Origin of the sequence: Psychrobacter jeotgali (assembly GCF_904846315.1) — a bacterium.
Classification (GTDB): Bacteria; Pseudomonadota; Gammaproteobacteria; order Pseudomonadales; family Moraxellaceae; genus Psychrobacter; species Psychrobacter jeotgali.
On the sequence record NZ_CAJHAF010000001.1, the window covers coordinates 491,516 to 515,811 of the forward strand.

Genomic DNA, 24,296 nt, shown 5'->3' on the forward strand with positions numbered 1-24,296 from the left:
CTATACTATTATATATAATATATTGACATTTGTTTTTAACCTAGATCATTTAATAGGTGACGGTGTCTATAATGAGTAATAAATAATAGGAGAAAATTATGAAGCGTATACTTGCTACAGCTGTTGCTATAGGCGCAACTTCCTTAATGATTGGTTGTACTGCCACCAATGCGATGTCTCAGAAAGCCCAGGCCACCCCTGAGGTCAAAACCGCCACGCCATCGGTATTGATTAACGTTACCTCGGATGATGCTCAAGTGCAGCTGATGTCAATGGTACTGACTATGCAGTCCGCCCAGCAGGGCGCTGATACCCGAGTTTTACTGTGTGGCCCAGCAGGGGATATGGCTTTACGTGACGCTCCAGAAAGTGTAACGACAGGGCAGCCTCCAAAAAATATGAGCCCACAAGGCCTGATGAAAATGGTCATGAAAAACACTAATACCAAGGTCGAAGTTTGCGCACTTTATCTACCTGGTAAAGGGGTTGATCAGTCAGCGTTGCTTGATGGCGTTACTGCAGCCGACCCAGCTGAAATTGGGGGATTAATAGTAGACGGTAAGACTAAGGTAGTAAGTTTTTAGTAACCGCTGTAAAAATTACAAAACAAAGCGGCTTGATTGAGAAAAGGTATAAAATAACAAGGACATGATATGTATTATCGTGTCCTTTTTTGCGCTTAAAACATACTTTAGAGAATAGCACTGTAGAGGATAGCATCGATGAAACCTTTAAAATATATCGCCCATTATCCAGAGCACATTCAAACCCAAGCGGCCGAGTTAATTAATAAGGGTCAATTGGGAGATTATTTGACTCGAAATTATCCTGACCAGCATCAGATTCAAAATGATAAGGCGCTGTATAACTATGTTAATGACTTAAAAAATCAATATATGCGCAAAATCAGTACGCTGTCACAAGTAAGCTATAATGCTAAAGATAAGATACTAAAAAATGCGCTTGGCACCCACACTTATCAGTCTCGAGTGCAGGGTAGTAAGCTCAAGGCGCACAATAGTATTGCTGTAGCTAGTTTATTTAAAGAGGCGCCACCTGAGTTTTTGCGTATGATAGTGGTGCATGAGCTGGCACATTTTAAAGAAAAAGCGCATAACAAGGCTTTTTATCAATTATGCTGTCATATGGAACCTAGCTATCATCAATTTGAGCTAGATATGCGTCTTTGGCTACATTGGCGTGAGCATTTACTCACTTAATATTATTTCACTCTTAGAGAAACACCCATGATTAATACCAAAATATATAAGTCAGTCTACACCTTGGCAGAAAAATTACTGGAGGCTGATAGTAAAGGTGATCAACAGCGTTTCGACGCCCTCTATGACGAGCTAAAAGCTATTTGTACTGAGCATGAAGGCACTGATAAAGATCATCCTGAACAGTGGGAAACCTTGGCTGATTTTACTGAAGATTTAGTTAAGGCGCTGGTTATTTACGACAAAGCATTGGCAAAAGCGGAGGCTATTAATTCAAAAGACCATTTGTCATCCATTGCCTATGCTATGGCAGTAATACAAATCGAATTGGGCCGCAAGAATGCTGCTATCAGCAATCTACAGAATGCAAAAATTAGTGCCAATAAGATTGAGGATAAAGAGTTTAAGGTTGAGATAGATGAATTGTTGGCCAAATTAGTAGCTGAATAGCCAAAGCTGGACATATATTTGCCATAGCCCTTATCCAAAACCTTAATTTACGCTATAATCTTCAACGTTTATTCTTGCTAACAAGAAGACATGATGCTGAAGCATGATGTTACATCGTACTAACGGCATTGTTTTAATCTTCCCTCATCGCAATGGGGGCTAATATTAATATGGAAGTTACTAGGAAAAATAGTATGGGTTCAATCAACCATGAAGAGCGCGTCCGTCACGAAGGTATGCGTGAAAAAATCATGTCTGCCGATCAAGCAGCTACTTTTATATTACATGACATGAATGTCGGTATGAGTGGCTTTACTGGGGCAGGCTATCCAAAGGCTATTCCAGCCGCCTTGGCAAAACGTATGAAAGAAGCTCACGCTAACGGCGAAGCTTTTCAAATAGGTTTATTAACAGGTGCATCTACTGCCGCAGAGTGCGATGGAGTGTTGGCTGAAGCTAACGGCATCAAAATGCGTACGCCTTATCAATCAGAGCCTGCACTGCGTAAACAAATCAATGCTGGTGAAACTTATTACTTTGATATGCACTTATCGCATGTCGCTCAGCAGAGCACCTTTGGGTTTTATGGCGATATGCATGTGGCAGTAGTAGAAGTCGCTGGCATTTTGCCTGATGGTCGCTTGATTCCTTCGACCTCAATTGGTACCAATAACGCTTGGCTTAATAATGCTGATAAAATTATCCTCGAAGTTAATAGTCGTCAAAGCCTATTATTAGAAGGTATGCACGATATTTTTGATGATATTGGAGTGCCGCCGCACCGTAAACCCATCCCAATTACTACTCCAGGTGAGCGTATCGGTGAGCAATACCTGAGCTGTGATTTGGACAAAGTCGTTGCCGTGGTTTTGACTGATTCGCCAGATCGCAACAGCAAGTTTGCAGATCCTGATGAAACCTCTAACAAAATTGCCAGCCACATCATTGATTTCTTCCATGATGAAGTGAAAAAAGGCCGTATGCCAGCCAACTTATTGCCAATTCAGTCAGGTGTAGGTAACGTTGCCAACGCCGTATTAGCAGGCTTGCAAGCCAGCCCTTTTGAGAATTTGATGGGTTATACCGAAGTCTTGCAAGACGGTATGCTTGATCTGATTATGTCAGGCAAGATGAGTCAAGCTTCTGCAACTGCCTTGTCGCTCAGCCCAGTGGCACTAGCTAAGTTTAATGAAAATATCGAAGAGCTGCGTAAACGCATTATCTTACGCCCACAAGAGATTACTAATCATCCTGAAGTGTCGCGTCGTCTTGGCGTTTTAGCTATTAATGCGATGATTGAGTGTGATATTTATGGTAATGTCAACTCAACCCACGTCATGGGTACTAGCATGATGAATGGTCTTGGCGGTTCAGGCGACTTTGCACGTAACGCCTTTACCTCTATGTTTGTGAGCCCGTCGGTTGCTAAAAACGGCGCTATCTCATGCATCACGCCTATGGTATCGCACCATGACCATACTGAGCATGATGTGATGGTCATCGTTACTGAGCAAGGTCTGGCAGATTTACGTGGTCTAGCACCACGTCAACGTGCTAAAGTTATTATCGAGAACTGTGCGCATCCAGACTATCGTCCAATGTTGCAAGATTATTATGATCGTGCCTCTAAGACTGCTGGTCTACAAACGCCGCATATTCTTAATGAAGCCCTATCATGGCATCAACGTTACGTTGAAACTGGTGATATGCGTATCAAATAAGCTGTTATAGCGATTTTGATGCAGCAATGTTTGAGAATGTTGTCGCTAGAGCCCTTTATCTAATTTAGATAAGGGGCTTTTTATATTGTGGCGATGTCATTTGATAAAAGTTTTCTTTACTATGCTTATAGCAGGTAAGATAATGTCTAAAAATACAAATATCAATCATAAAATATAGTGGTCTGATTGAATTGCTTGAGGAGAACCGGGTGGAAATTTTAGGACTTATTTTCTTTACTATAGGCATAATTATCGCTCTAGTCTATGGGATAAGGCTGGTCGTAACTGCCTTTCAAGAGTCAGTCATTTGGGGGCTGCTATTTTTATTCTTACCTTTTGCAAATATATATTTCATTATTACCCACTGGCAACGATGTAAGCTTCCGTTCGTAAAGTTTTTGGTTGGGGTGCCCTTTATAATAATAGGCGTTATGCTGATGCCCTCAGGTGTCACTTCTTAACCACTATTTTAAATATTAGACTATGCCACTAGCTATAGAATGATGACATCCTATATTTAATAATGGAGCTAAGCATGCCAATCTCACACGCTCATCATATAACTGCCAATAATGCAGAATTTAGCAACCATAAAACTTGGCTGTTTGTACCAGGAACAAGGGTTGAACGCATCTCTAAAGCCTTTGCCAGTGGAGCTGATGCGGTTATTGTTGACTTGGAGGATGCGGTCGCTCAAGCAGATAAAGCGCCGGCTCGTGCAGCGTTACTGGAATATTATAGTAACGAGCAACAGCAGCCAGTTTGGCTACGCGTTAATCAAGCAACCAGTAAGGAGTTTGCTAAAGACTTAGCGTTATGCCAGCAGATGCAGGCTCTTGCAGGAAAAAGCCTTGCGGGAATAGTACTCGCTAAAGCTGAGCGCGCCGATGATATTGAACAGATTCATCAAGCGACTGCTTTGCCAGTGATAGCGCTGATAGAAAGTGCGGCGGGACTACATAAAATCGACACCATATCAAAAGCATCAGGACTGCTGGCTTTTAGTTATGGGTTTTTAGATCTATGTAATGATTTAGGCGTGCAAGTGGGCACTGCAGCAGCCGACATCGTTGCCAATCAAGTCCGCTATCAGCTGATAGTAGCCTCGGCAGTGCAGCAGTTATTAGCACCTATTGATACTATACACCCAGACTTTGATGATCATGAGGGACTGATGCAGCGCACGCAGTTATGGTCGCAGATGGGGATGTCAGGTATGCTCTGTATTCACCCCAAACAAGTCACTAGTGTTCAGCAAGCTTTGCAACCTACCCAGCAACAGCTTGAGTTTGCCAAACAGGTAGTAGCAGAGTATGAGCGGAGTGGGGAGGCGGTGTTTAAAGTAGACGGGATGATGATAGACGCACCAGTAATTGAGCGTTGTCGTCAGATATTAAGCAGCCGTTAAATTGAACAACCATTGAAACGCTAGAATACTGCGATTCTTGGATGTTAAAGCTATGAAGCTAGCCATTTTTGTACCAGCTTCTTTAAGTTTCATCTAGTGATTAGCGACCTGTCCATACAGCGTGACGCTTTTCGATAAAAGCGTCAATACCTTCGCTGACATCATCGGTCATCATGTTACAAGTCATCACCTTGCCCGCATATTCATAGGCCTCTGCCAAATCCATCTCTAATTGTTTATAGAACATATCCTTGCCAGTGGTGGTGGCTACCGATGATTTGCTGATAATAGCCTCTATTAGAGCTTGCAGAGTATCATCCAATTGCTCACTAGCTGCGACGCGGTTAATCAGTCCTTGTCGTAAAGCAGTATCGGCATCGATAAACTCGCCCGTAATGAGCATCTCAAAAGCTTGCTTACGCAATAAATTGCGACTGACGGCAACGGCAGGGGTTGAGCAAAATAGCCCGACATTTATGCCTGAAGTAGCAAATTTAGCATTTTCAGAGGCCACGGCTAGATCGCACGTCGCTACCAATTGGCAGCCGGCTGCTGTCGCAATCCCTTGTACTTTGGCGATGACCACTTGCGGCATCTGATTGATAGTGAGCATCATCTGGCTGCACTGCTCAAATAGCGACTGATGAAAGGCCTCCTCTGTATGAGCGCGCATCTCTTTTAAGTTATGTCCAGCACAAAAGGCTTTGCCATTAGCTGCAATTACCACCACCCGCATATTATTATCTTGAGCAATATCGTTGAGCTCTGTTTGTAAGGCGGATAGCATATCGACGGATAGGGCATTGAATTGCTTGGGGCGATTTAAAGTCAGGGTAACTACACCGTTTGAATCGTTTTCTCTTATGACCAAAGGCTCGTCTATAGCAGAGTTTGTATTTGAATTAGAGTGAGTCATTTTTATCATCCTTGATAGTGGGTGTCCATTTGATAGCTAAATCATAACATGCTCTAGGGGTTATACAATAGAGGACTGTGTTTAACAGACCCCAAGGATACTATTTAAAATGGAAGATGTTGCCCCAAGCGCATAGCTGCTGCAATATTCATCGCTGTGGTTTCGAGGTTATCAGAGCCATTTTTCAACACTTTATCAATGTCATCTAGCTTCTGGATACTGGGCATAACCACATCGAAGGGTTGGGTTTGAGCTGTTTTTGAACCATCTGTACTTGTTACCTGATCTACTGCTCCGCAAATGGCGATGACAGGTTTACCGTTAGCCTTAGCCAGCTGACTAACGCCGCTTGCGACTTTACCCATAGAGGTTTGAGCGTCAAGCTTGCCCTCGCCAGTGATGACTAGATCTGCATCTTTGATATGCTCAGCTAAGTTGAGGGCTGTAGCGACGCTATCGAATCCTGATTGCAGCTTGGCATGACAAAATGTCATCAAGGCAAACCCCAGTCCGCCCGCCGCTCCTGCGCCCGCTACGTTTTGATAGTCTTGCTTGCCGTACTTACTATGTTGATTACAGACGGCTGCAAAGTTAGCTAGAGCACTATCTAACAGCTGAACCTGCGCTGGATTAGCGCCTTTTTGCGGACCAAAGATAGCGCTGGCACCAAACTTGCCGCACAAAGGATTAGTGACATCGCAGGCTACTTCAAAAACCGTATTTACAATCTTGGGATGCAGCAGCTTTGCAGCATCTATGCGCTGCAGGCGGGCAAGTTGAGCTCCGCCTTGCGCCAAAGCCTTGCCGTCATCATCATAAAACTCTATCCCTAACGCCATGAGCATACCTAAACCAGCATCATTAGTGGCGCTACCACCCAGTCCGATAATAATACGGGCCGCGCCGTTATCTAACGCATCTGCAATAAGCTCGCCAACCCCGTAGCTGCTGGTAAGCATCGGGTTTCTTTCTGCGTTTTTTAATAAATGCAAACCACAAGCTTCGGCAACCTCTATTACCGCAGTGCCACCGGCTAACCATAAATACTTCGCTGTAATAGGGCGCATCAGTGGATCATGAACGCGCAGTGCTTTCCAGTGCCCTCCAAGCGCGTAGGATAATACTTTAGATGTGCCTTCACCGCCATCAGCCATCGGTAATAATTTATAGTGAGCATCGGGAAATATCTGCCGAAACCCAGATTCGATGGCGCGGCAAACTTCAATGGCTTCTAGGCTTTCTTTAAATGAGTCGGGAGCGATTAGGATATTCATAAAGTGCTTATCTGCTTATATAGTCAATCCCAAATAAAACTGACATATTTAGCACTGAGTTGTAACATTTTTAAAGTGACTTATCTATAACTTATTAACCTGTCCCAAAAACAGGATAGCATCTGATTGATTGTCTTTGATGATAAACATAAACGGATGGTTGGCTAAAAATTCAGCTTCATAACGGGCAGAAACCACGGTAACCACTGAACCAGTAGCCGCCGCTGCTACCGTTCCTTTTTCATCAACTTCTATCACCGCTTCATGAAAGATATCACTAACCGATAAGGGCAAGTCTTCATTGAATAAGCTAAAGTCAGCCTGATTGCCAAAAGCTATTGGCATACCCATATCAGCCAATATTGGCTTCATTTTATAACTTTGTTTCAGAGTGAATTTTGGCAGGTCTAGCATCACTTCCTTTTGCTCTAACTTATCCGTCCATTGAGTAATCTGCGTGCTGCTCAAGTTTTTGACCAATGTTTGTAGTGCCGATTTATCTTTAGATTTTGGCAAGACGACTAGCATAGACAGATCATCGCCTTTATAGGGCAGCTCTAGCACTTGCACTTGCTGATCTTCGGTATAATTAAAACTATCTAGCTGATACATCATATCGATCGTAGAGGTCGTACCGTCGATATTATTGAATAGATAGTCTTTACTACCGTTAAAGGCAGATTGCCAGTCGCCCTTAAAATACACCGCATTAGTTAATACCGTAGAAGTGTCGGAGGTAATACTGCCGTTAGGTAATAACTCTGCAATCATCTGCTTAGTATATTCACTAATAGTCTGATTAATCTGCTGGCGAGAAGGTTCGGGGCGGTTGTTAAAATCAAGCTCAGTGACTTGTCCACCATAGTAACGCTGCACCGTATTTAGATAATCCTGCTTGGGACTGCGACCTTGCTGCATCCATAAGTCATTGATGGTAGTCAAAATATAGTCAGGATTGGGGCTATTAAACTGATTATAGAGAGCCGCGCTGTTAGGATTTAAAGTAGCAAGCGCCGGATAATTAAAGGTATCTTTGATTTGCTGTTGGGTTTTTCCTTGAGCGGCAGCATATAACATCGCCATCGCTGACGATAGGCTATAAGGCGAGAAGAAAACATTGCTATCCGCTTGATCCGGCTGAGCATGCAACTGCTGATATAAGGAGATGGCAAATTTATTGTTGGCATTAACCACTTGCGCTATACCTGCTGCTGTTGATGTCGAATCATCTGCAGCTTTAAAATCACTATTAGTATTCTTATTATCCGCTTTATCAGTCATTGCTGAGCTATTAGCACTGGGCGCTGTAGCATTCAAAAGACCGTTGCTACAACCGCTAGCAATTAAGGATAGTGTACTAAACGCAGCGATGGCAAAAGCCGTTCTAATGGCGCTAACGCTACGTTTTTGCGTAAAATTTTTTTGATTATGCAGGCTAATATTTTCCATAATAATTTACCTTTTGAAAGTTGAGGTCATGTTCTGATTAGAGCGGTTATATCTTTCATAGTTAAGCAACCATAAATATAGTTAATTGACCATAAAACTCATCCTTTGTCCATCATACTTATGATTGAAATAAGTGTTTAGTGGGCTAGTTAAGGGCATAAACAATCAAAGTGGAGCTGACTACTGGGTATTCATTTCTGTTAATTTCTCAGCCAGTTGCGGGTCATGATGGGTTTGATAAGAAGTTAATGGGTGAGCCGAATTGTAGCAAACCATACTAAAATAAAGGTATTGATGCTAAAATAGAGCCTCTGATAAACCTATCAAAGTCAAAGAGCGATAAACAGTTGCGAACAAGCTTTGACCCAACATTAAACGAGTATTAACGTCAATCAAATTATATTAGCGGTATATATGCATAATTATTATTTAGTCAGTAAGAGGACGAGAAGATGATGGATAAGAAGCAACTTAAATTATGGTTTTTGATTCCGCTCATCGTGTTTCTCGGTTTGATGGTTATGTTGTTTTTTAGGTTGGGTAAACCGACAGACATAGTCCCAGATACCGTGCTTGATCGCCCAGTACCAATGTTTGAGTTGCCGCTATTGTCTGATACTAGTCGAACCATCACTCAAGAACAGCTGCCAAAAACGCCTTATTTAATTAATGTTTGGGGCTCATGGTGCCCAACTTGTTATGTCGAACATCCGTTTTTTCTCGAGTTAGAAAGTCGCGGTGTTGATATTGTAGGGGTTAATTATAAAGACGAGATTGGCGATGCGCTAGGTTATCTTAATGATCTAGGTGACCCTTACTTGATGTCTGTTCAAGATAAATCTGGTCAATTTGCTTTAGATTTGGGTTTGACCGGTGCTCCTGAGACTTTCGTAGTCGATAGCGATGGCGTTATCCGCCAGCATATTTTAGGTGAGATTCACGCTACCAACTGGCGCGAGCGCATTGAGCCTTGTCTGAGCGCTTTGCAGCAAGCGTCCACTGATATAAGTGAGGTTTGTCAATGAGTGCAAGGTCACTATGAATGCCTCTGCTAATCTTGGCTGGTTTATTGCTCTGAGCGTATTAATGGCTGTTGTATTAGCTTTAATAGCTATTATGCCTTGGCTACGAGCAAAAAAAGAAGCAATCGCAGTAGATAATAGGCTGCTCGATATTAATATCGATGTCTATAGGTCTAGATTGCTTGAGCTGGCCGGGGATAAAGAGGCTGGAACCATCAGTGCCAGTCACTATCAAGCGCAAAAAACTGAGCTTGAACGGCAATTATTAGCTGCTGAGCAGATTACCACGCCAATGCAAACTCCGGGATCAAAGGGTAAGTTGCTACTGATTTTGTGGATGCCGATTTTTGTGGGGCTAGCTTATGTAGCGATCAGTGATCGCACCAGTGTATATACATTATGGCACGAGCAACAAATCGTGGGACAAGTGGCGGACGACTTACTAACGGGTAAAATTGATGAACCACCAGAGTGGGCATTACGACAAGGATTAGCGCTATTCTCTGCCATGCAAACCAACGTCCATTTTAATGCGGATGATCCAGCGCGCTGGTTGCGACTTGCAGAGATATTCTTATCTTTTGAGGCTACAGATTCTGGATTAGAGGCGCTATCACGAGCGCATAGATTAGCGCCTGAAGATGAAGATATTGCGATGATGTATGCGCAAACCAGCTTTTTTGCGCAAGATGGTTTTTTGGATGACAATATCCGCCGCATAGTAGAAGAAACTTTACGTAACAACCCTAATCAACAAGAGGCGCAAATGCTCATGGCGCTGGGAGAAGCACGCCGCGGCAATTATACGCAGGCGCAAAGTTGGATTGATAGGATGCGCAGCACTATAGGGCAAAAGTCAGGAGATCGTAGCCATGAGCTTAGTGGCTTAGAGAGCTTGGCGGCTGATATTGCCGAGCAAAAAGCGCAGGCTATGGAAGGCTTTGATATCTCAGTCACCATAAATCCAAGTCTATTACCATTAGTAACCGCTGATGATGTGTTGTTTGTGGCGATACGATCTATAGAAGGCGGCGCCCCTTATGCAGCAAAACGTCTACCTATTAGTAATTTAAGCCAAGGTAAAATTACCCTGACCTTGAATAATATGGATATGATGACCCCCGAGCGCACTTTACAATCAGCCCAAGCTGCAGGGGAGCGGCTGGTAGTAACAGCGCGGGTTAGTCATTCTGGTAATGCAACCACTCAGTCGGGGGATTTATCAGCCAATCCAGTGATAGTTAATAATGAACAGCAGCAAATTAATATTGAAATTAACCAACAAATGCCTTGATTTTTTAGAATATTTATACATTTAGTCTGTCAATTTTTATGCTTATGAAAGGATATAAATAAGCATTGATGGTTCGATAATAACTATTAACTCTATCATTTCATCAAGGGCGAAATAGTAAAGGATAGATATAGTATTTTACTTTGTAAATTTGACCCGAATAGTCTATATATCCCTTAAAAATATAGGGATATATGCTATCATTAGCAATAATAAGGAGTTAATCTTCTGATAGATTCAACCCCCTTAAATTAACAATTAAAGTATTTAACTATTACTAAAAGTTCAATGAATATTTGAAAAATTAAGCAAATCGAAACACTCTGCAACCGATAACTCTAAGTTTACTAAAGTATGATTTTTCCGTTATGGAAGCCAAATATAAACTTATATTATTCGTTAGCTATTTTGAACTTATTAAGAGGTGGAACATGTCACTTGAAAAGCAGTTGAAACGTGAGGAAGGACCTGTCAAGCATCAATGGCTTAGTGCTCTAGTAATGGCTTTTATAGCTTTGCCATTTATAGCTTTACTATTTGTTGCCGCTTATGGTTTTATCGTTTGGTTTGGTCAAATGCTATTTTGGGGTCCACCTACTTAGGGGCAGACGCAATAGCATAACAACACCGATCTTATCTAATATCTCTCAATCAAACCAATAAATATCTAATAAATGTCCACTTACGTCACCATGACAAAGGGTCATGAAAAAGGTAAGGAATTATCATGAACGCTATCAAACGCCTATTTAATTGGCTGCGTCGTCTCTTATTTAAACCTTCAACCCAAATCGGATTAGGCATTCTTATTATCATTGGCTTCGCTGGTGGTGTCTGGTTTTGGGCAGGGTTTACCGCCAGTATGGATGCAACCAATACCGAAGAGTTTTGTTTATCTTGTCACACCATGGAAGATAACATGCTACCTGAGTTGAAGAAAACGGTGCATTTTAAGAACCGTACCGGGGTTCGAGCATATTGTTCTGACTGTCACGTACCGCACGATTTTACTGACAAAATGGCGCGTAAGATGCAAGCTTCGCGTGAAGTATTATCAGAAATAATGGGTGATATTGATACGCGTGAGAAGTTCTTAGATCACCGAATCGTGTTGGCGCAACGTGAGTGGGGACGTTTTAAAGCGAATAGCTCTAAAGAATGCCGTGCTTGTCATGATTATGACAGTATGGATTTCAGTAAGATGCGTGTCACCTCACAAATGATTATGCGTAGTGCGGCTGAGCGTGATGCCAGCTGTGTCGACTGTCATAAAGGTATTGCTCATGAGCTACCAAATACAGAAGGTATGCATAACCCAGCATTTGATTCTCTGCTGTCTGAAGCGAGCCATGCCAAAATTAATGAAGGCGAAACTTATTATAACGTCGTTCCGCAAGCGTTATATTTAACAGCAGATAAAAAGGAACAAGCCGGTATTATAGAAATTGCTACGCCAGTTAAAGTAATCGCTCATGAAGGTGATATGACTCAAATTGAGCTGGATATGTGGCGTAAAAACAAAGGCTATGGCCGGGTTTGGTACACTTACTTTGGTCTAAACATCCCTGATGTTACTATCGATAAAGAGCTTGCCCGTGATGAGAACCTAGTGACAGTAACTGAGTCCAAAGAAGATCCGTTGACTGGCCTAGAATGGCAGAAAGTAAGTACTAAACTTTGGGTTGCTGATGGTGGTCTGATGGAGAGTATTGAGCCAGCATGGGATATCGCTAGCCAGACTTATGCTGATAACTGTAGTACCTGTCACCGTCAACCGAACCCAAGTTCGCATGATGCTAACCAATGGCCAGGACTATGGAGTGGTATGGTAGGATTTACCAGCTTAGATGGCGATACTGCCGCTATGGTTCTAAAGTATCTACAGCTAAACTCATCAGATTTCGCTAGTAACTCTGAAGAAGGTGGTAGTTCGATTGAAGATACCTTCCAAGATGCTAGACCAGGTTTAAGCGCTAGTTCTAGCTAAGTATTGATTATTTGATACATTAATCAAAAGTTAGTTGAACTATAAATATATTCCAAAGTGCGCCTTTGTAATTGGAGAAAATATTGTGAAAAGTATAAAAAATATGAATAGAAGAGGTTTTTTAAAGTCTTTAGCCGCTTTGTCTGGTACGGCATTATTACCTATGCCTTTACTGGCTAATAACAGCATCGTAACTAATACTAAAGGTGAAAAGGTTGATGTGAGTGGCTGGAAAGTATCCGGTGCTCACTGGGGCGCTTTTCGCGCTAGAGTTGAGGCTGATAGAGTTCTTGAGATATTGCCTTTTGAATTTGACCAACATCCTACCAAGATATTGGACGGTACTATGGGCGTTATTTATAGCCCTTCGCGAGTACGTTATCCAATGATTCGTTTGGACTGGTATAGAAAACGTCAAAACAGCGATAAAACCCAGCGCGGTGACAACCGCTTTGTCCGAGTAGGTTGGGATGAAGCTTTAGATACGCTTTATGAAGAGCTTGAACGTATCCAAAGAAACCATGGTCCTTGGGCATTACACACTGCTAACGTTGGTTGGCGTTCGGTAGGGAATATTCACAGCTGTGGCAACCACATGTTACGTGCTATTGCTATGCATGGTAATAGTGTAGGTACAGCAGGTGACTATTCTACCGGTGCCGGTCAGGTCATTCTGCCTTATATTTTAGGATCTACAGAGGTATATTCTCAAGGTACTTCATGGCCAGTCATTCTTGATGAATCAAAAGTGATTATCTTTTGGGCGAATGATCCGGTTAAAAACTTGCAAGTGGGTTGGAACACCGAGACTCATGAAGCTTATGAATATTTAGCACTACTAAAAGATAAAGTCAGGAATGACGATATCAAGGTGATCTGTATTGATCCCGTTAAGAGTAAAACCCAGAATTACTTAGAGTGTGAGCATCAATATGTCAACCCAATGACTGATGTGGCATTTATGTTGGCGATTGCACATACGCTTTACACTGAGAACCTTTATGATAAAGAGTTCTTGGACATGTATGCGCTGGGCTTCGATGAGTTTACCCCGTACCTTATGGGTAAAACCGAAGATATGGTCGAAAAGACCCCAGAGTGGGCGGCACCGATCTGCGGAATAGACGCACAGCGTATCCGTGAACTGGCGCGCTTGATGGCGAGTAACCGTACTCAGCTTATCTTTGGTTGGGCTATTCAACGTCAACAGCATGGGGAACAACCTTATTGGATGGGAGCGATTATCGCAGCCATGCTAGGTCAGATTGGCCTGCCAGGTGGCGGTATCAGCTATTCGCACCATTATAGTTCTGTTGGGGTCTCTTCTTCTGGCGCTACCATGCCAGGTGCATACCCACTGAACTTAGATACTGGACGTAAACCTAAGTATGACAACGATGACTATAATGGTTATAGCTCAGTGATACCGGTTGCTCGTGCTGCAGACTGCTTACTAGAACCGGGTAAAAAGATTAATTTTAATGGTCAAGAAGTTACTTTGCCACCTTACAAAATGGGCATCTTCTCAGGTTGTAACCAATGGCATCGTCACCAAGATCGTAACCGCATGAAAGAAGCTTACTTCAATGTGGAAACCGTAGTAGCGGTTGATTATAACTGGACAGCTACCTGCCGATTTGCAGATATTGTATTACCGGCCTGTACGCCTTATGAGCGTAATGACCTTGATGCTTATGGTTCCTACAGTAACCGCGGGGTTATTGCTATGCATAAGTTAGTCGAGCCGCTGTACCAATCAAAATCAGACTTTGATATCTGGCGCGAGTTTGCTAGACGTATGGATCGTGAACTCGAATACAGTCGTCAGATGAATGAGATGCAGTGGGTTGAACAAATTTATACTGAGTGCCGTGCTGACAACTTGAAAAAAGACTTTTACATGCCGCCGTTCCAAGAGTTTTGGGAAAAAGGTTACGTTTTATTTCCAGAAGGTGAGAACTGGGTACGTCATGCCGACTTCCGTGAAGATCCTGAGGTTAATGCTCTAGGTACACCGTCCGGCTTTATTGAAATTAACAGCCGCACTATCGGTAGCTACGGCTATGATGATTGTAAGAGTCATCCTATTTGGATGGAGAAGGCTGAGCGCTCTCACGGTGGCCCCGGTTCTGATAAGCATCCACTGTGGTTGCAATCTGTCCACCCAGATACCCGTTTGCACTCTCAAACTTGTGAGTCTGAGGAACGCCGTGCGGTTTATACCGTACAGGGCCGTGAGCCTTGCTACATGGGACCTGAAGATGCAGCCGCTCGTGGTATTAAAGATGGCGACTTGGTCAGAGTCTTCAATGATCGCGGTCAACTATTGGCTGGTGCGGTTATTTCAGACAACTTCCCGCCAGGTATCATTCGTATTCAAGAGGGCGCATGGTATGGACCAACAGGGCCTGAGCTTGGTGCCTTAGATACCTACGGAGATCCCAATACGGTAACTTTGGATATTGGTACTTCAAGTTTGGCACAAGCACCTAGTGCGAATACTTGTATCGTAGAGATGGAGAAGTTTGTGGGTACAGCGCCAGCAGTAACCTCTTTCGGTGGTCCTACTTATGTTAGACCAGATGGTAGTCCTGAAACATCAGCTCGAGCTCAATAAACGGGTGCTAGCAGTTTAAAGCTATATAAGTTATTAGTTCACTGACAGCTACTAATTTGTGGAGTATACCCAGAATGCCTTTGTAGATTATAACTATCAACTAGTTATGGTTTATAAAGGCATTACTCCTTACCCTTTATTATTAATAAATAAAAATAAGACAATTGGATATAAAATGACTATTTCAACCGATAGTTCAATAGATACCACAATGGATGCAACGACAGAATGGCAAGCTGCTAATACTGCTCGTTCTGCACTCTATCGCTGGTTTGCAGATATTTTTGCACGTGAGCTGACTACTACAACTCTAGAGCAGTGGCAACAAAACCAAGTTTATGAAAGCATTCATGAAGCTTTTGTTAGCCTTGATCTTGAAGAGCAGAGCAACCGGGTAAAAGCCGCTATTAGTGATTTAAATAAGCTACCTAAACAAGATCGTGCTCTCGAGCTTGCGGCTGACTTTGCCCAGATATTTTTACTGAGTGGCGATGATAGTGCGCCTCCTTATGCCTCGTATTACTTAAGTGAGGATAAGCACTTATATGGTGAGCCAGTCAAGCAAATGCGTCAATTCCTCAAGAGTCAGCAGCTAAGTTTAAACCCTGAATTCCGTGAGCCTGATGATCATGTGAGTGTTTATTTTATGGTTATGAGCTTGTGGATCAATAGTAGTAATAACTCAGGCTCAGATATGCTGACTTTAGCTCAAGAGCAGGTAGAGTTTTTAGATAGTGCGTTACTGAATTGGCTACCGAAGTTTAATGAGCGCTGCCAGAGAATAAGAGTACAAACGGATCTTTACCCCGCATTGGTAGCTTTAGCAGAACAGTTTGTTATCGCTGACAGAGAGGCGTTGTCCACCTTAGTTAGCTAATCCTGCTTGTATAAATTCACCCATACTTGATAAGATGGTTTCTATTTATTGTACATAAGTGAGTATAAATATAATGATTACCGTTGAACAGCTCCAGCATGCTATTACTGAGCGTATTAGTAATTACAACCAAGATGACTCTCCTTTAAGCAAACGAGCTACACAGACCTTTGAGCTTTTGGAAAGTAAAAACCATATTTTGGCCCAAGATATCATTTCACCTTTTAGCGTACCTAGAAATGACTTATCGGCTATGGACGGTTATGCTACGGCTAAGGGAAGTAATCTCTCAAAAGATAATACTATCGAGATCGTGGGTGAATCGCAGGCGGGTAGCCCTTTTACTGGCGATTTACAATCGGGTCAGGGTATTCGTATCTTTACCGGTGCGGTTGTTCCTAACGACTGCGATACCGTCATCATGCAAGAAAATACTGACTTTGACGCAATCAAAAACCATCTTGATAAGTCCCAACCTTATGCGATAACGCTTACCCAAGCTGCCAAAATTGATAATAATATCCGTAAGCAAGGCGAGGAGATTGAGTCGGGTGAAGTGGTTCTTAAAACCGGTAAACGCCTGAACCCTGCTGATATTAGCCTGCTTGCTAACTTGGGAATCGATAAGGTTGAAGTGTTTAAGCCCATAACTGTGGGGGTGTTAGCTACCGGTGACGAGCTAGTCGCTTTAGGGGATACTCTAGATAATTCGGCACAGATTTATAACTCCAATACTCCCACGCTTAAAAGTCTGCTAGCTGACTTGCCCGTTACCATTCATGACTATGGCATTATTCCTGATCATTTAGATAAAACGGCTAATGCGGTCACTGCTGCCATGCAAGAGTGTGATGTTTTAATCTCGACAGCCGGTGTATCCGTTGGTGATTATGACTTTTTAACTACCGTAATTGAGCAATTGGGTCAGATAAATCATTATAAAGTAGCTATGAAGCCAGGTAAGCCTTTTGTCTTTGGTGAATTAAATAAAGACTTGCTCAAGCCTGTATTATACTTTGGTTTACCCGGTAACCCCTTATCTACTATAGTGGGCACTTTGCAGTTCGTTATTCCAGCATTATGGCAATTATCGGGAGTACGTGCTGATGATTTACCATTGACGTTATCGATGCCAGCAACGCTTGAAAATGAGGTTAAAAAGTCAGCTGGGCGTACTGACTTTCAGCGTGGTGTTTTATCGCAGGATAACAACGGTAAACTGCAAGTTAAGAGCTTTGCCAAGCAGCAGTCCCATCGTATTAAGCAATTTAGCCAAGCTAATTGTCTAATGGTGTTGGCAAAAGATGAAGGCAATCTATCCGCTGGTGAGCAAGTGCAGGTTCAGCCTTTTCCTTGGTCGTAACAAGCTGTGGTGATAGTATGATGCTCAAGGCTGATAATAAAATTATCAGCCTTGAGTTTTTTAAGAATGTGAAAATTCGTTATGCTAGTTGCTATAGGCTTGTTAATGGCGACTAGCTCTATTGATATAAAAGCTGGGTTCGTATGGCTGTTAAGTGATTTAACAACCCATAACTTGACACCCTCTAATCTCATAAAGCTTCAGCTCATTATTCCGTTAATTATTATTAGATAAAAATTCCAATAAGACTGGGACGTTTTCTCTAGCGCTACGTCCAGCGCCTATGAGAGTGGCAGAGGCGGGACTGGCCCAATTGCCATAGCCAAATAACCACAGCCGAGGCTCTTTGAGCGCTTGTCCTTGTTTATTTAATATGCTGCCATCTTCTTCAATGACGCCTAAAGGCGCTAAATGCTCAAGCTCGGGCTCAAAACCAGTACACCAAATAATAGCATCTATTGACTCTTTACGACCATCACTCCAAACGACGCCTTGCTGGGTTAAGCGGCTAAACATTGGTAGCGTAGTTAATAACCCTTTATCTCGTGCTTTTTTAACCGCTGGTACCATAACAATATTGCCAACGTTAATATCGACGAGACGGTGTTTATCGCTGTTATCTTCGTCAGCACTATCGCTATTATATTGACCGGTAATACGCGCTGTGGCTCTATCAAATAAAGCACGTCCATCGACATCGTCTGGTAAGAATTGCGGAGGTTCACGTGTCACCCAGCTCGCATCAGCGAATTGAACCAATTCAGCATAAATCTGCGCCCCCGAATTACCACCACCGATTACTAAAACTCGTTTTCCTTTATAAGCTTCTGGACCTTGGTAATGAGCAGAATGGCGCTGCTCACCGAGATAGTCTTGTCGTCCTTGAATATCTGGAATGTAGTAATTATTCCACGTGCCTGTTGCGCTCACTACCGCATTAGCCAGCCAAGTATAGCGACCATCGCTGACACGCAGACAGTCATTTTGATCATCACGCTCTACGCTTTGCACGTCATACGGGCGATAGATAGGTAGCTTATAGTGCTGTTCATAATCAGCAAGATAGCTTAGGACTTCATCACGATGCGGGTTTTTGCCCTCTTTAGATTGTGGCATCAATCTCCCCGGTAAGGAGCTCATCCAAGCAGGTGAAAACAGCCGTAGCGATGGCCAAGTATGTCGCCAAGCGCCGCCACTTTGCTGTTGATTGTCTAGAATTATGAAATCCAGCTCGGCTCGCCTTAAATAATAGCCTACGGCTAGACCTGCTTGACCACCGCCAATCACAATCACATCGAATATTTTAGTTGACATAATACTACTTTAGTCGCCTTTATTAAGGGTGAATTAGAATCTGAATACCTTTAACTTTGCCAGCGCTTTAGTGCGGTCCTCTAATAAGGTATGGGGCTCAACGATAGCGACTCAAGTAGCAGACTATTAGATAATGGTTTATGATGAACGATTATTAATTATTCTGAACAAAATAAACTATGATTTTTATCAATAATAACATCAGTCTCAACGACAATGATGTAGAGATTAGCGCCATCCGCTCGCAAGGGGCTGGCGGGCAAAATGTCAATAAAGTCGCTTCTGCCATTCATCTGCGTTTCGATATCAATGCTTCAAGCCTCAGCGACACTCATAAACAGCGGCTGCTTGCCAGTAAAGACAACCGCATTAATAAAGACGGGGTGTTGATTATCAAAGCGCAGCAGTATCGCACTCAAGAGAGAAACAGAGTCGATGCACTTGAGCGGCTTAGAAGCTTTATAATTAAAGCCACTCAGGTGAATAAACCTAGGAAGCCGACTAAACCCAGTAAGAGTGCTAAACGTAAACGTGTCGATCAAAAAACTCAGCGTGGTAGAACTAAAGCTTTGCGAGGTAAGGTTGATTTTAATCAATAATCTAGCTTTTAGGTTCTGCTATAGCTCGCCATACTTGATTAAGTGCGATATCTTGGCAGAAATGCTAAAGTAGAGCGATTAGTTTATAACTTTTATTACTGCGAAAATATCTATGACTTGCTTACTTCCTCGGCTTTATTCCTTTCGTCGTTGTCCCTATGCTATGCGCGCCCGTCTCGGTATCTTATTTGCCAGGTTACAGGTGGAGCTGCGAGAAATAGTGTTAAAAAACAAACCGGCTCAGATGCTAGCGATTAGCCCAAAAGGTACGGTGCCGGTTTTGCAGTTGTCTGATGGCACGGTGATCGAAGAGAGCAGAGAGATAATGGAGTGGGCGCTTGAGCAACAAGACCCACAAACGCTATTGGATATAAAAACTTTGATTCAGGCTAATGCGCTGATCGATAAAAACGATAATGAATTTAAGTATTGGCTGGATCGTTATAAGTATGCGGATCGTCATCCTGAGATGACCCAAGAACAGTATCGTAAGCAGGGCGAAGTCTTTTTACAGGTTTTAGAAGAGCTGCTAACCGAAAACCCTTATTTACTGGGAGATAAAGTAAGCATTGCTGATATTGGTATCATGCCTTTTGTTCGCCAATTTGCTCATGTGGATCGTGAAGTGTTTTATAGCTTAGATTATCCCAATTTGCAGCAGTGGCTCATAAAATGGCTAGAGCATCCGCTCTTTTTGCAAATAATGATCAAATATCAGCCTTGGCAAGAAAATGATGACGTGGTGGTTTTTCCTCCTTCTTTAAAAGACCTTAATTAATGCTATGATAAATCTTCATTTTAACTTTAAGAGACTACCATGACCGTTGATCTTAATAGCCGTTACGGCCTGAATCCTGCCCACAGTGAAGTGGTAGAGGCTTGCCAAATTATTGAGCCGTGCGATGCGTTAGATATGGGTTGCTCTAACGGCCGTAATGCTTTATACCTCAGCCAACTCGGGTTCGATGTTACGGCGATAGATGTCAATCCTAGCGCCATTCATATGCTGGAAGATATCATTAAGCAAGAAGAGCTGACAAATATTAAAGCTGAAGTGTACGATATCAATCGGGCAAATCTCGATGCAGATTACGGTTTTATTTCCTGTACGGTAACCTTGATGTTTCTTGATCCCGCTCGCGTTGACGCTGTCATTGCTGATATGCAACAGCGTACTAAGCCTGAAGGTTATAATCTGATTGTTTGTGCGATGGATACGCCAGCATACCCGTGCCCTATTAACTTTCCATTTACCTTAAACGAAGGACAATTGCGTGAGTTTTATGAGGGTTGGGAGCTAATTAAGTATAATGAAGATGTTGGCACCATGCACAATGGCGCTCAATTACAGTTTGCGACTATGTTGGCACAAAAGCCTAGCTAGATCATCTGATCTGTTATTCACTCTAACAATTATAGAAAACATAGTCATAAAAATGATTATCAAAAAACATTTATAACAAGCTACTGATATAATGCAAATCGTTATAAGATAAAGATAGAAATTTATGGAACAGAAACAAAACGCTGTAGAACAAAGACCAGTCTTCATGCCTAGAGTCAACAGTGACAATCTAGTAAAAACCGACATGGTTAGATTTGAGCGCCATGTGGGATTTGCTAGTAGACAAAAGAAAAAGTCTATCAATGATTTGCATCAAGTGATTCGCAAAAAGTACGGATTTAACCATGTGTTAGAGCTATCTAGTAAGTCGGGTAACAAGTTGAGTTTCCTGCTCAGTCCGCTGAGCCTAAAGCTAACTGAAAATAATGGTGAGCAGCATAGTGTCGAAAACATCTTTCAAGCCAGTAAAGTTTTTGAGCACGGCGGGCCTTACCCTGATTTGCTGACCGCGCCGCCAAGACAAGCCAAAAAGGATGAGCGCTTGCAAAATTCAGGCAAGCTTATTGGCTACAATGATTTTGGTATGGAATGGCAGATAGAGCCCTTGACTATGTTTTATGATTGGCTGTATGTCAATGCTTTAAAGCAGAATACTCAGCTGCATGAAGAGGTTATGAGCTATCAAGCCTTTACTGATATTGAGTTTAATCCCAAAAAATCTATTCATAGTTCGGCTTATGCGCTAGCTTTGTTTGTGGCGCTTAATAAACGAGAGTTGCTGGATAATGTTGAAGACCCAATAGCTTTTTATGACTTGTGCGAGGGGTTTAAGGTGAGTAATACTGAGCGCCTTTTGGAAGAGGGATGGTTTTAATTTGAACTATGCTGATTTATTCAATCCTCAAGACCGTCCCGATTAACAATTTGTCAGACGTTAAAGATAGATATCAAAATAGATATCAAATCTTAGCGCCTTTTGCTAAATGCTTTTTTAATAAATGATCGAATATAAACGACTCAAAGAGCAAAAAAGATCCAAGTACGCCCGCTGGTATCGCCCACAGAGGCATTTTTATTGTAGTAGCTGCGATTATCAGGATTAGGATATAAGCGATAAATAAAACACCATGTGCCATGCCAATATATTTTACAGCTTCTGGAAAGCCCATTATGTATTTTAACGGCATGGCGATGCCTAATAACATCTAATAACCCTTAATAACAATAAAAAAGAAATCCCTTCCAAATAGCCCATAAATGTGAGTGTTTTTAAGGTGCTGTTTTGTGATGTTGGTAGGGGAAGCGGTTCTCGGTAATGATCTGAGCCTGTGACACTTTATTATCCTTTTTCATTAGTGCCTTGCATGGTTTGCTTCTAACCTAGAGTACGGGTAACTAGTGTTACTCCTTATCACCCTTGTTCTTGGCAGCTTCAATTTCATTAAAGCGTGCTAACTGTTCTGGTGTGGCTTTTTGTTGATACTTCTCTTTCCACTCAGAGTAGGGCATACCATAAATAAGCTCGCGCGCATCCTCGTAGTCGATTTCAATACCACGCTCCTCACCAGCCGCCTTATACCATTTGGATAAACAGTTGCGACAAAAGTCTGCAAGGATCATCAGATCAATATTTTGTACGTCTTTACGCTCGTCTAGATGAGCCAATAAACGACGAAATGCGGCGGCTTCTAATTCGGTATTTGATTCTAATTTTGCCATAAGGTTTTTCCTCGTATTCATGCGTATTTGTGGTTATATACGGTGTCTTAAAAGCAATGATAACCTATATAGGGCTATCATTCTTTTAAAAACCATTAAAAAACTACGTAGCCTTTATATTTAAGGGCTACGCAGTTCGGCAGTTCAATAGTATCAGAGCATCTATCGATGTCTGATAACACTAACACCTGACAACAACAGTCAAGCGTCAATGTGGTTAAGCATTACTTTTCAAATACTCTAACATGGTGTCTGCATCTGATACTTCAAAGGGGTCTATTGGGCAGTTGTCACCAAAATCAGGCTCCTTAAACACTTTTTTGATGGCTTTATTATCGACATACATCGAATAACGCCATGAGCGCATACCAAAGCCAAGATTACTCTTATCAACAAGCATACCCATTTTACGGGTGAACTCACCATTACCATCAGGAAGCAAGAAAACGTTTTCACGATTTTGCTTTAGGCCCCATTGATACATGACGAACGCATCATTAACAGAAACGCAAACGACTTCATCTATGCCTAACGCCTTAAACTCATCATAAAGCTCTTCATAACGAGGGAGATGGCTGGTCGAACAAGTTGGTGTAAAGGCACCAGGTAGTGAGAACACCACCACTTTTTTATTGGCAAATAACTCATCTGTGGTTAGGTCATACCATTTGAAGGGGTTGTCTCCTCCGATAGATTCATCACGAACACGAGTTTTAAAAGTCACATCAGGTACATGGGTAATCATTATTTACTCCGATTTAGGTTATTGTCTTTTTGTTTTTAAAATACTGCGTTTATATGATAATAGTAATAGCCGTTCATAAGCAAATTTTTAGGCTTATATTCCCTATATAAGATATCAGGATGTGTTCTAAAAACTATGCTATTTTCTGAATTTTGATCACGCTATACTAAGATTAGTAATACTAAATAAAGAGTTTAGAATTAAAAGTTAAGCTGTATAGAAATATACATTTTCCCTTCACATTACTATAGTATTTCTATAAAATACCGACCATACGGTTTCTTTTGTTTATTAGCTCGTGCTTAATTAAGAAGAAAAGCTGCGCAGATTAGTATGATTGTAGGCGAGGCCGCAATAATGAACCTACGGTCTGAATAGGGGGTACTATTATGGAAACAGAAAATGCGTATAAACGTAAAAAACAGCCTGAAGTGGTGCGTCGTGCACTGCTTGATCAGGCGGCACGCATAACCTTGGAGCAAGGTTTGTCTAAGGTTACCTTTCAAGCAGTGGCTGACGCAGTTGGGGTAACTAAAGGTGGAGTGATGCACCATTTCGCTACCAAAAATGCCCTCATTCTAGAAGTCTTTTATGATGCGATGGCCAAGTTTGAAGCAGAAGTTAATCAAGCCATCGCTAAAGATCCTGTCAGTTATGGCTCTTTTACTCGAGCTTATATAGATGCCACGATTAGCTTAGGTGAAAAGAGCCAAAAAAAGTTTAATAGCCAAGCCACTTTATATGTATTGATGCTAGGTGATCGTGAGCTGCGGGAGCTGTGGGCCAAGTGGTCAAATGAGCAGTTAGAGAAGCATAAAGCTACCGATAATACCGAAACGCTATGTATGGTGCGCTTAGTTGCTGATGGTATTTGGCTTTCTGATTTTTCAGGTATCAACATATCGGATAAAAAGTCTTTGCGTGAGCGTCTAATAAAGATGACGCAACATGGCTTTGATTAAAGTATTCATAAAGA

General features: G+C 42.1%; 23 protein-coding genes and 1 pseudogene. 17 read left to right on the forward strand and 7 right to left on the reverse strand.

Annotated elements, in window-relative coordinates; translation table 11 throughout:
- Positions 1-98 precede the first annotated feature (98 nt).
- From JMX18_RS02010 to JMX18_RS02030, 5 genes are all read left to right on the forward strand, one after another.
- Complete coding sequence (locus JMX18_RS02010) at positions 99-584, forward strand: hypothetical protein (RefSeq protein ID WP_201583229.1); 486 nt, start codon at positions 99-101, stop codon at positions 582-584.
- Positions 585-722: 138 nt separating this feature from the next.
- Positions 723-1,220 (forward strand): M48 metallopeptidase family protein, encoded by a 498-nt coding sequence (locus tag JMX18_RS02015; RefSeq protein WP_201583230.1) that lies wholly within the window; start codon positions 723-725, stop codon positions 1,218-1,220.
- A 27-nt stretch (positions 1,221-1,247) separates the two neighbouring features.
- Positions 1,248-1,670 (forward strand): tetratricopeptide repeat protein, encoded by a 423-nt coding sequence (locus JMX18_RS02020; protein WP_201583231.1) that lies wholly within the window; start codon positions 1,248-1,250, stop codon positions 1,668-1,670.
- A 194-nt stretch (positions 1,671-1,864) separates the two neighbouring features.
- Entirely contained in the window at positions 1,865-3,391 is a 1,527-nt protein-coding gene (locus JMX18_RS02025) for an acetyl-CoA hydrolase/transferase family protein (RefSeq protein WP_201583233.1), read from the forward strand.
- Positions 3,392-3,926: 535 nt separating this feature from the next.
- The gene (locus tag JMX18_RS02030) at positions 3,927-4,799 is read left to right on the forward strand and encodes an HpcH/HpaI aldolase/citrate lyase family protein (RefSeq protein WP_201583234.1); all 873 of its coding nucleotides are present in this window, start codon (positions 3,927-3,929) and stop codon (positions 4,797-4,799) included.
- A 100-nt stretch (positions 4,800-4,899) separates the two neighbouring features.
- On the opposite strand, the gene JMX18_RS02035 is transcribed toward JMX18_RS02030, so the two are convergent.
- The 3 genes from JMX18_RS02035 to JMX18_RS02045 form a co-directional block, all read right to left on the reverse strand.
- Complete coding sequence (locus JMX18_RS02035; protein WP_227674527.1) at positions 4,900-5,715, reverse strand: enoyl-CoA hydratase; 816 nt, start codon at positions 5,713-5,715, stop codon at positions 4,900-4,902.
- Between the two features lie 104 nt (positions 5,716-5,819).
- Entirely contained in the window at positions 5,820-6,989 is a 1,170-nt protein-coding gene (locus JMX18_RS02040; RefSeq protein ID WP_201583236.1) for a glycerate kinase, read from the reverse strand.
- Between the two features lie 84 nt (positions 6,990-7,073).
- Positions 7,074-8,438, reverse strand: a complete 1,365-nt coding sequence (locus JMX18_RS02045) for a serpin family protein (RefSeq protein ID WP_201583237.1) — start codon at positions 8,436-8,438, stop codon at positions 7,074-7,076.
- 455 nt (positions 8,439-8,893) lie between these two features.
- Between JMX18_RS02045 and JMX18_RS02050 the strand changes: the two genes are divergently transcribed.
- From JMX18_RS02050 to JMX18_RS02080, 7 genes are all read left to right on the forward strand, one after another.
- Positions 8,894-9,463 carry a DsbE family thiol:disulfide interchange protein gene (locus tag JMX18_RS02050; RefSeq protein WP_201588179.1) on the forward strand — a complete coding sequence of 190 codons (570 nt, stop codon included), beginning with the start codon at positions 8,894-8,896 and terminating at the stop codon, positions 9,461-9,463.
- Positions 9,464-9,476: 13 nt separating this feature from the next.
- Positions 9,477-10,754: a c-type cytochrome biogenesis protein CcmI gene (gene ccmI, locus JMX18_RS02055; protein WP_201583238.1), complete on the forward strand. Its 1,278-nt coding sequence runs from the start codon at positions 9,477-9,479 to the stop codon at positions 10,752-10,754.
- Positions 10,755-11,185: 431 nt separating this feature from the next.
- Positions 11,186-11,356 (forward strand): periplasmic nitrate reductase, NapE protein, encoded by a 171-nt coding sequence (locus JMX18_RS02060; protein WP_227674528.1) that lies wholly within the window; start codon positions 11,186-11,188, stop codon positions 11,354-11,356.
- Between the two features lie 125 nt (positions 11,357-11,481).
- Positions 11,482-12,741 (forward strand): pentaheme c-type cytochrome TorC, encoded by a 1,260-nt coding sequence (torC, locus tag JMX18_RS02065; RefSeq protein WP_201583239.1) that lies wholly within the window; start codon positions 11,482-11,484, stop codon positions 12,739-12,741.
- Positions 12,742-12,826: 85 nt separating this feature from the next.
- Entirely contained in the window at positions 12,827-15,358 is a 2,532-nt protein-coding gene (torA, locus tag JMX18_RS02070) for a trimethylamine-N-oxide reductase TorA (RefSeq protein ID WP_265088806.1), read from the forward strand.
- A 175-nt stretch (positions 15,359-15,533) separates the two neighbouring features.
- Complete coding sequence (gene torD, locus JMX18_RS02075) at positions 15,534-16,235, forward strand: molecular chaperone TorD (RefSeq protein ID WP_227674529.1); 702 nt, start codon at positions 15,534-15,536, stop codon at positions 16,233-16,235.
- Between the two features lie 73 nt (positions 16,236-16,308).
- On the forward strand, positions 16,309-17,598 hold the full coding sequence (locus JMX18_RS02080; RefSeq protein ID WP_201583241.1) for a molybdopterin molybdotransferase MoeA: 1,290 nt from the start codon (positions 16,309-16,311) through the stop codon (positions 17,596-17,598).
- 216 nt (positions 17,599-17,814) lie between these two features.
- On the opposite strand, the gene JMX18_RS02085 is transcribed toward JMX18_RS02080, so the two are convergent.
- On the reverse strand, positions 17,815-18,912 hold the full coding sequence (locus JMX18_RS02085; protein WP_201583242.1) for an ArsO family NAD(P)H-dependent flavin-containing monooxygenase: 1,098 nt from the start codon (positions 18,910-18,912) through the stop codon (positions 17,815-17,817).
- Between the two features lie 179 nt (positions 18,913-19,091).
- Between JMX18_RS02085 and arfB the strand changes: the two genes are divergently transcribed.
- The 4 genes from arfB (at position 19,092) to JMX18_RS02105 (ending at position 21,730) form a co-directional block, all read left to right on the forward strand.
- Positions 19,092-19,511 (forward strand): alternative ribosome rescue aminoacyl-tRNA hydrolase ArfB, encoded by a 420-nt coding sequence (gene arfB, locus JMX18_RS02090; RefSeq protein WP_201583243.1) that lies wholly within the window; start codon positions 19,092-19,094, stop codon positions 19,509-19,511.
- Between the two features lie 112 nt (positions 19,512-19,623).
- Positions 19,624-20,289, forward strand: a complete 666-nt coding sequence (locus JMX18_RS02095) for a glutathione S-transferase (RefSeq protein ID WP_201583244.1) — start codon at positions 19,624-19,626, stop codon at positions 20,287-20,289.
- A gap of 39 nt (positions 20,290-20,328) precedes the next feature.
- Positions 20,329-20,895: a tellurite resistance methyltransferase TehB gene (tehB, locus tag JMX18_RS02100; protein ID WP_201583245.1), complete on the forward strand. Its 567-nt coding sequence runs from the start codon at positions 20,329-20,331 to the stop codon at positions 20,893-20,895.
- 124 nt (positions 20,896-21,019) lie between these two features.
- Complete coding sequence (locus JMX18_RS02105; RefSeq protein WP_201583247.1) at positions 21,020-21,730, forward strand: DarT1-associated NADAR antitoxin family protein; 711 nt, start codon at positions 21,020-21,022, stop codon at positions 21,728-21,730.
- Positions 21,731-21,815: 85 nt separating this feature from the next.
- Here the strand turns inward: JMX18_RS02105 and JMX18_RS02110 are convergent.
- From JMX18_RS02110 to JMX18_RS02120, 3 genes and pseudogenes are all read right to left on the reverse strand, one after another.
- Positions 21,816-22,061: pseudogene (locus tag JMX18_RS02110) on the reverse strand (DUF3817 domain-containing protein); the annotation flags it as partial.
- A gap of 196 nt (positions 22,062-22,257) precedes the next feature.
- A complete protein-coding gene (locus tag JMX18_RS02115; RefSeq protein ID WP_201583249.1) occupies positions 22,258-22,575 on the reverse strand; it encodes a DUF1244 domain-containing protein in 318 nt (105 codons plus the stop codon).
- A 217-nt stretch (positions 22,576-22,792) separates the two neighbouring features.
- A complete protein-coding gene (locus tag JMX18_RS02120) occupies positions 22,793-23,320 on the reverse strand; it encodes a peroxiredoxin (RefSeq protein WP_201583251.1) in 528 nt (175 codons plus the stop codon).
- Between the two features lie 389 nt (positions 23,321-23,709).
- On the opposite strand from JMX18_RS02120, the gene JMX18_RS02125 reads away from it, so the two are divergent.
- A complete protein-coding gene (locus JMX18_RS02125; protein WP_201583258.1) occupies positions 23,710-24,282 on the forward strand; it encodes a TetR/AcrR family transcriptional regulator in 573 nt (190 codons plus the stop codon).
- The last annotated feature ends 14 nt before the right edge of the window (positions 24,283-24,296 follow it).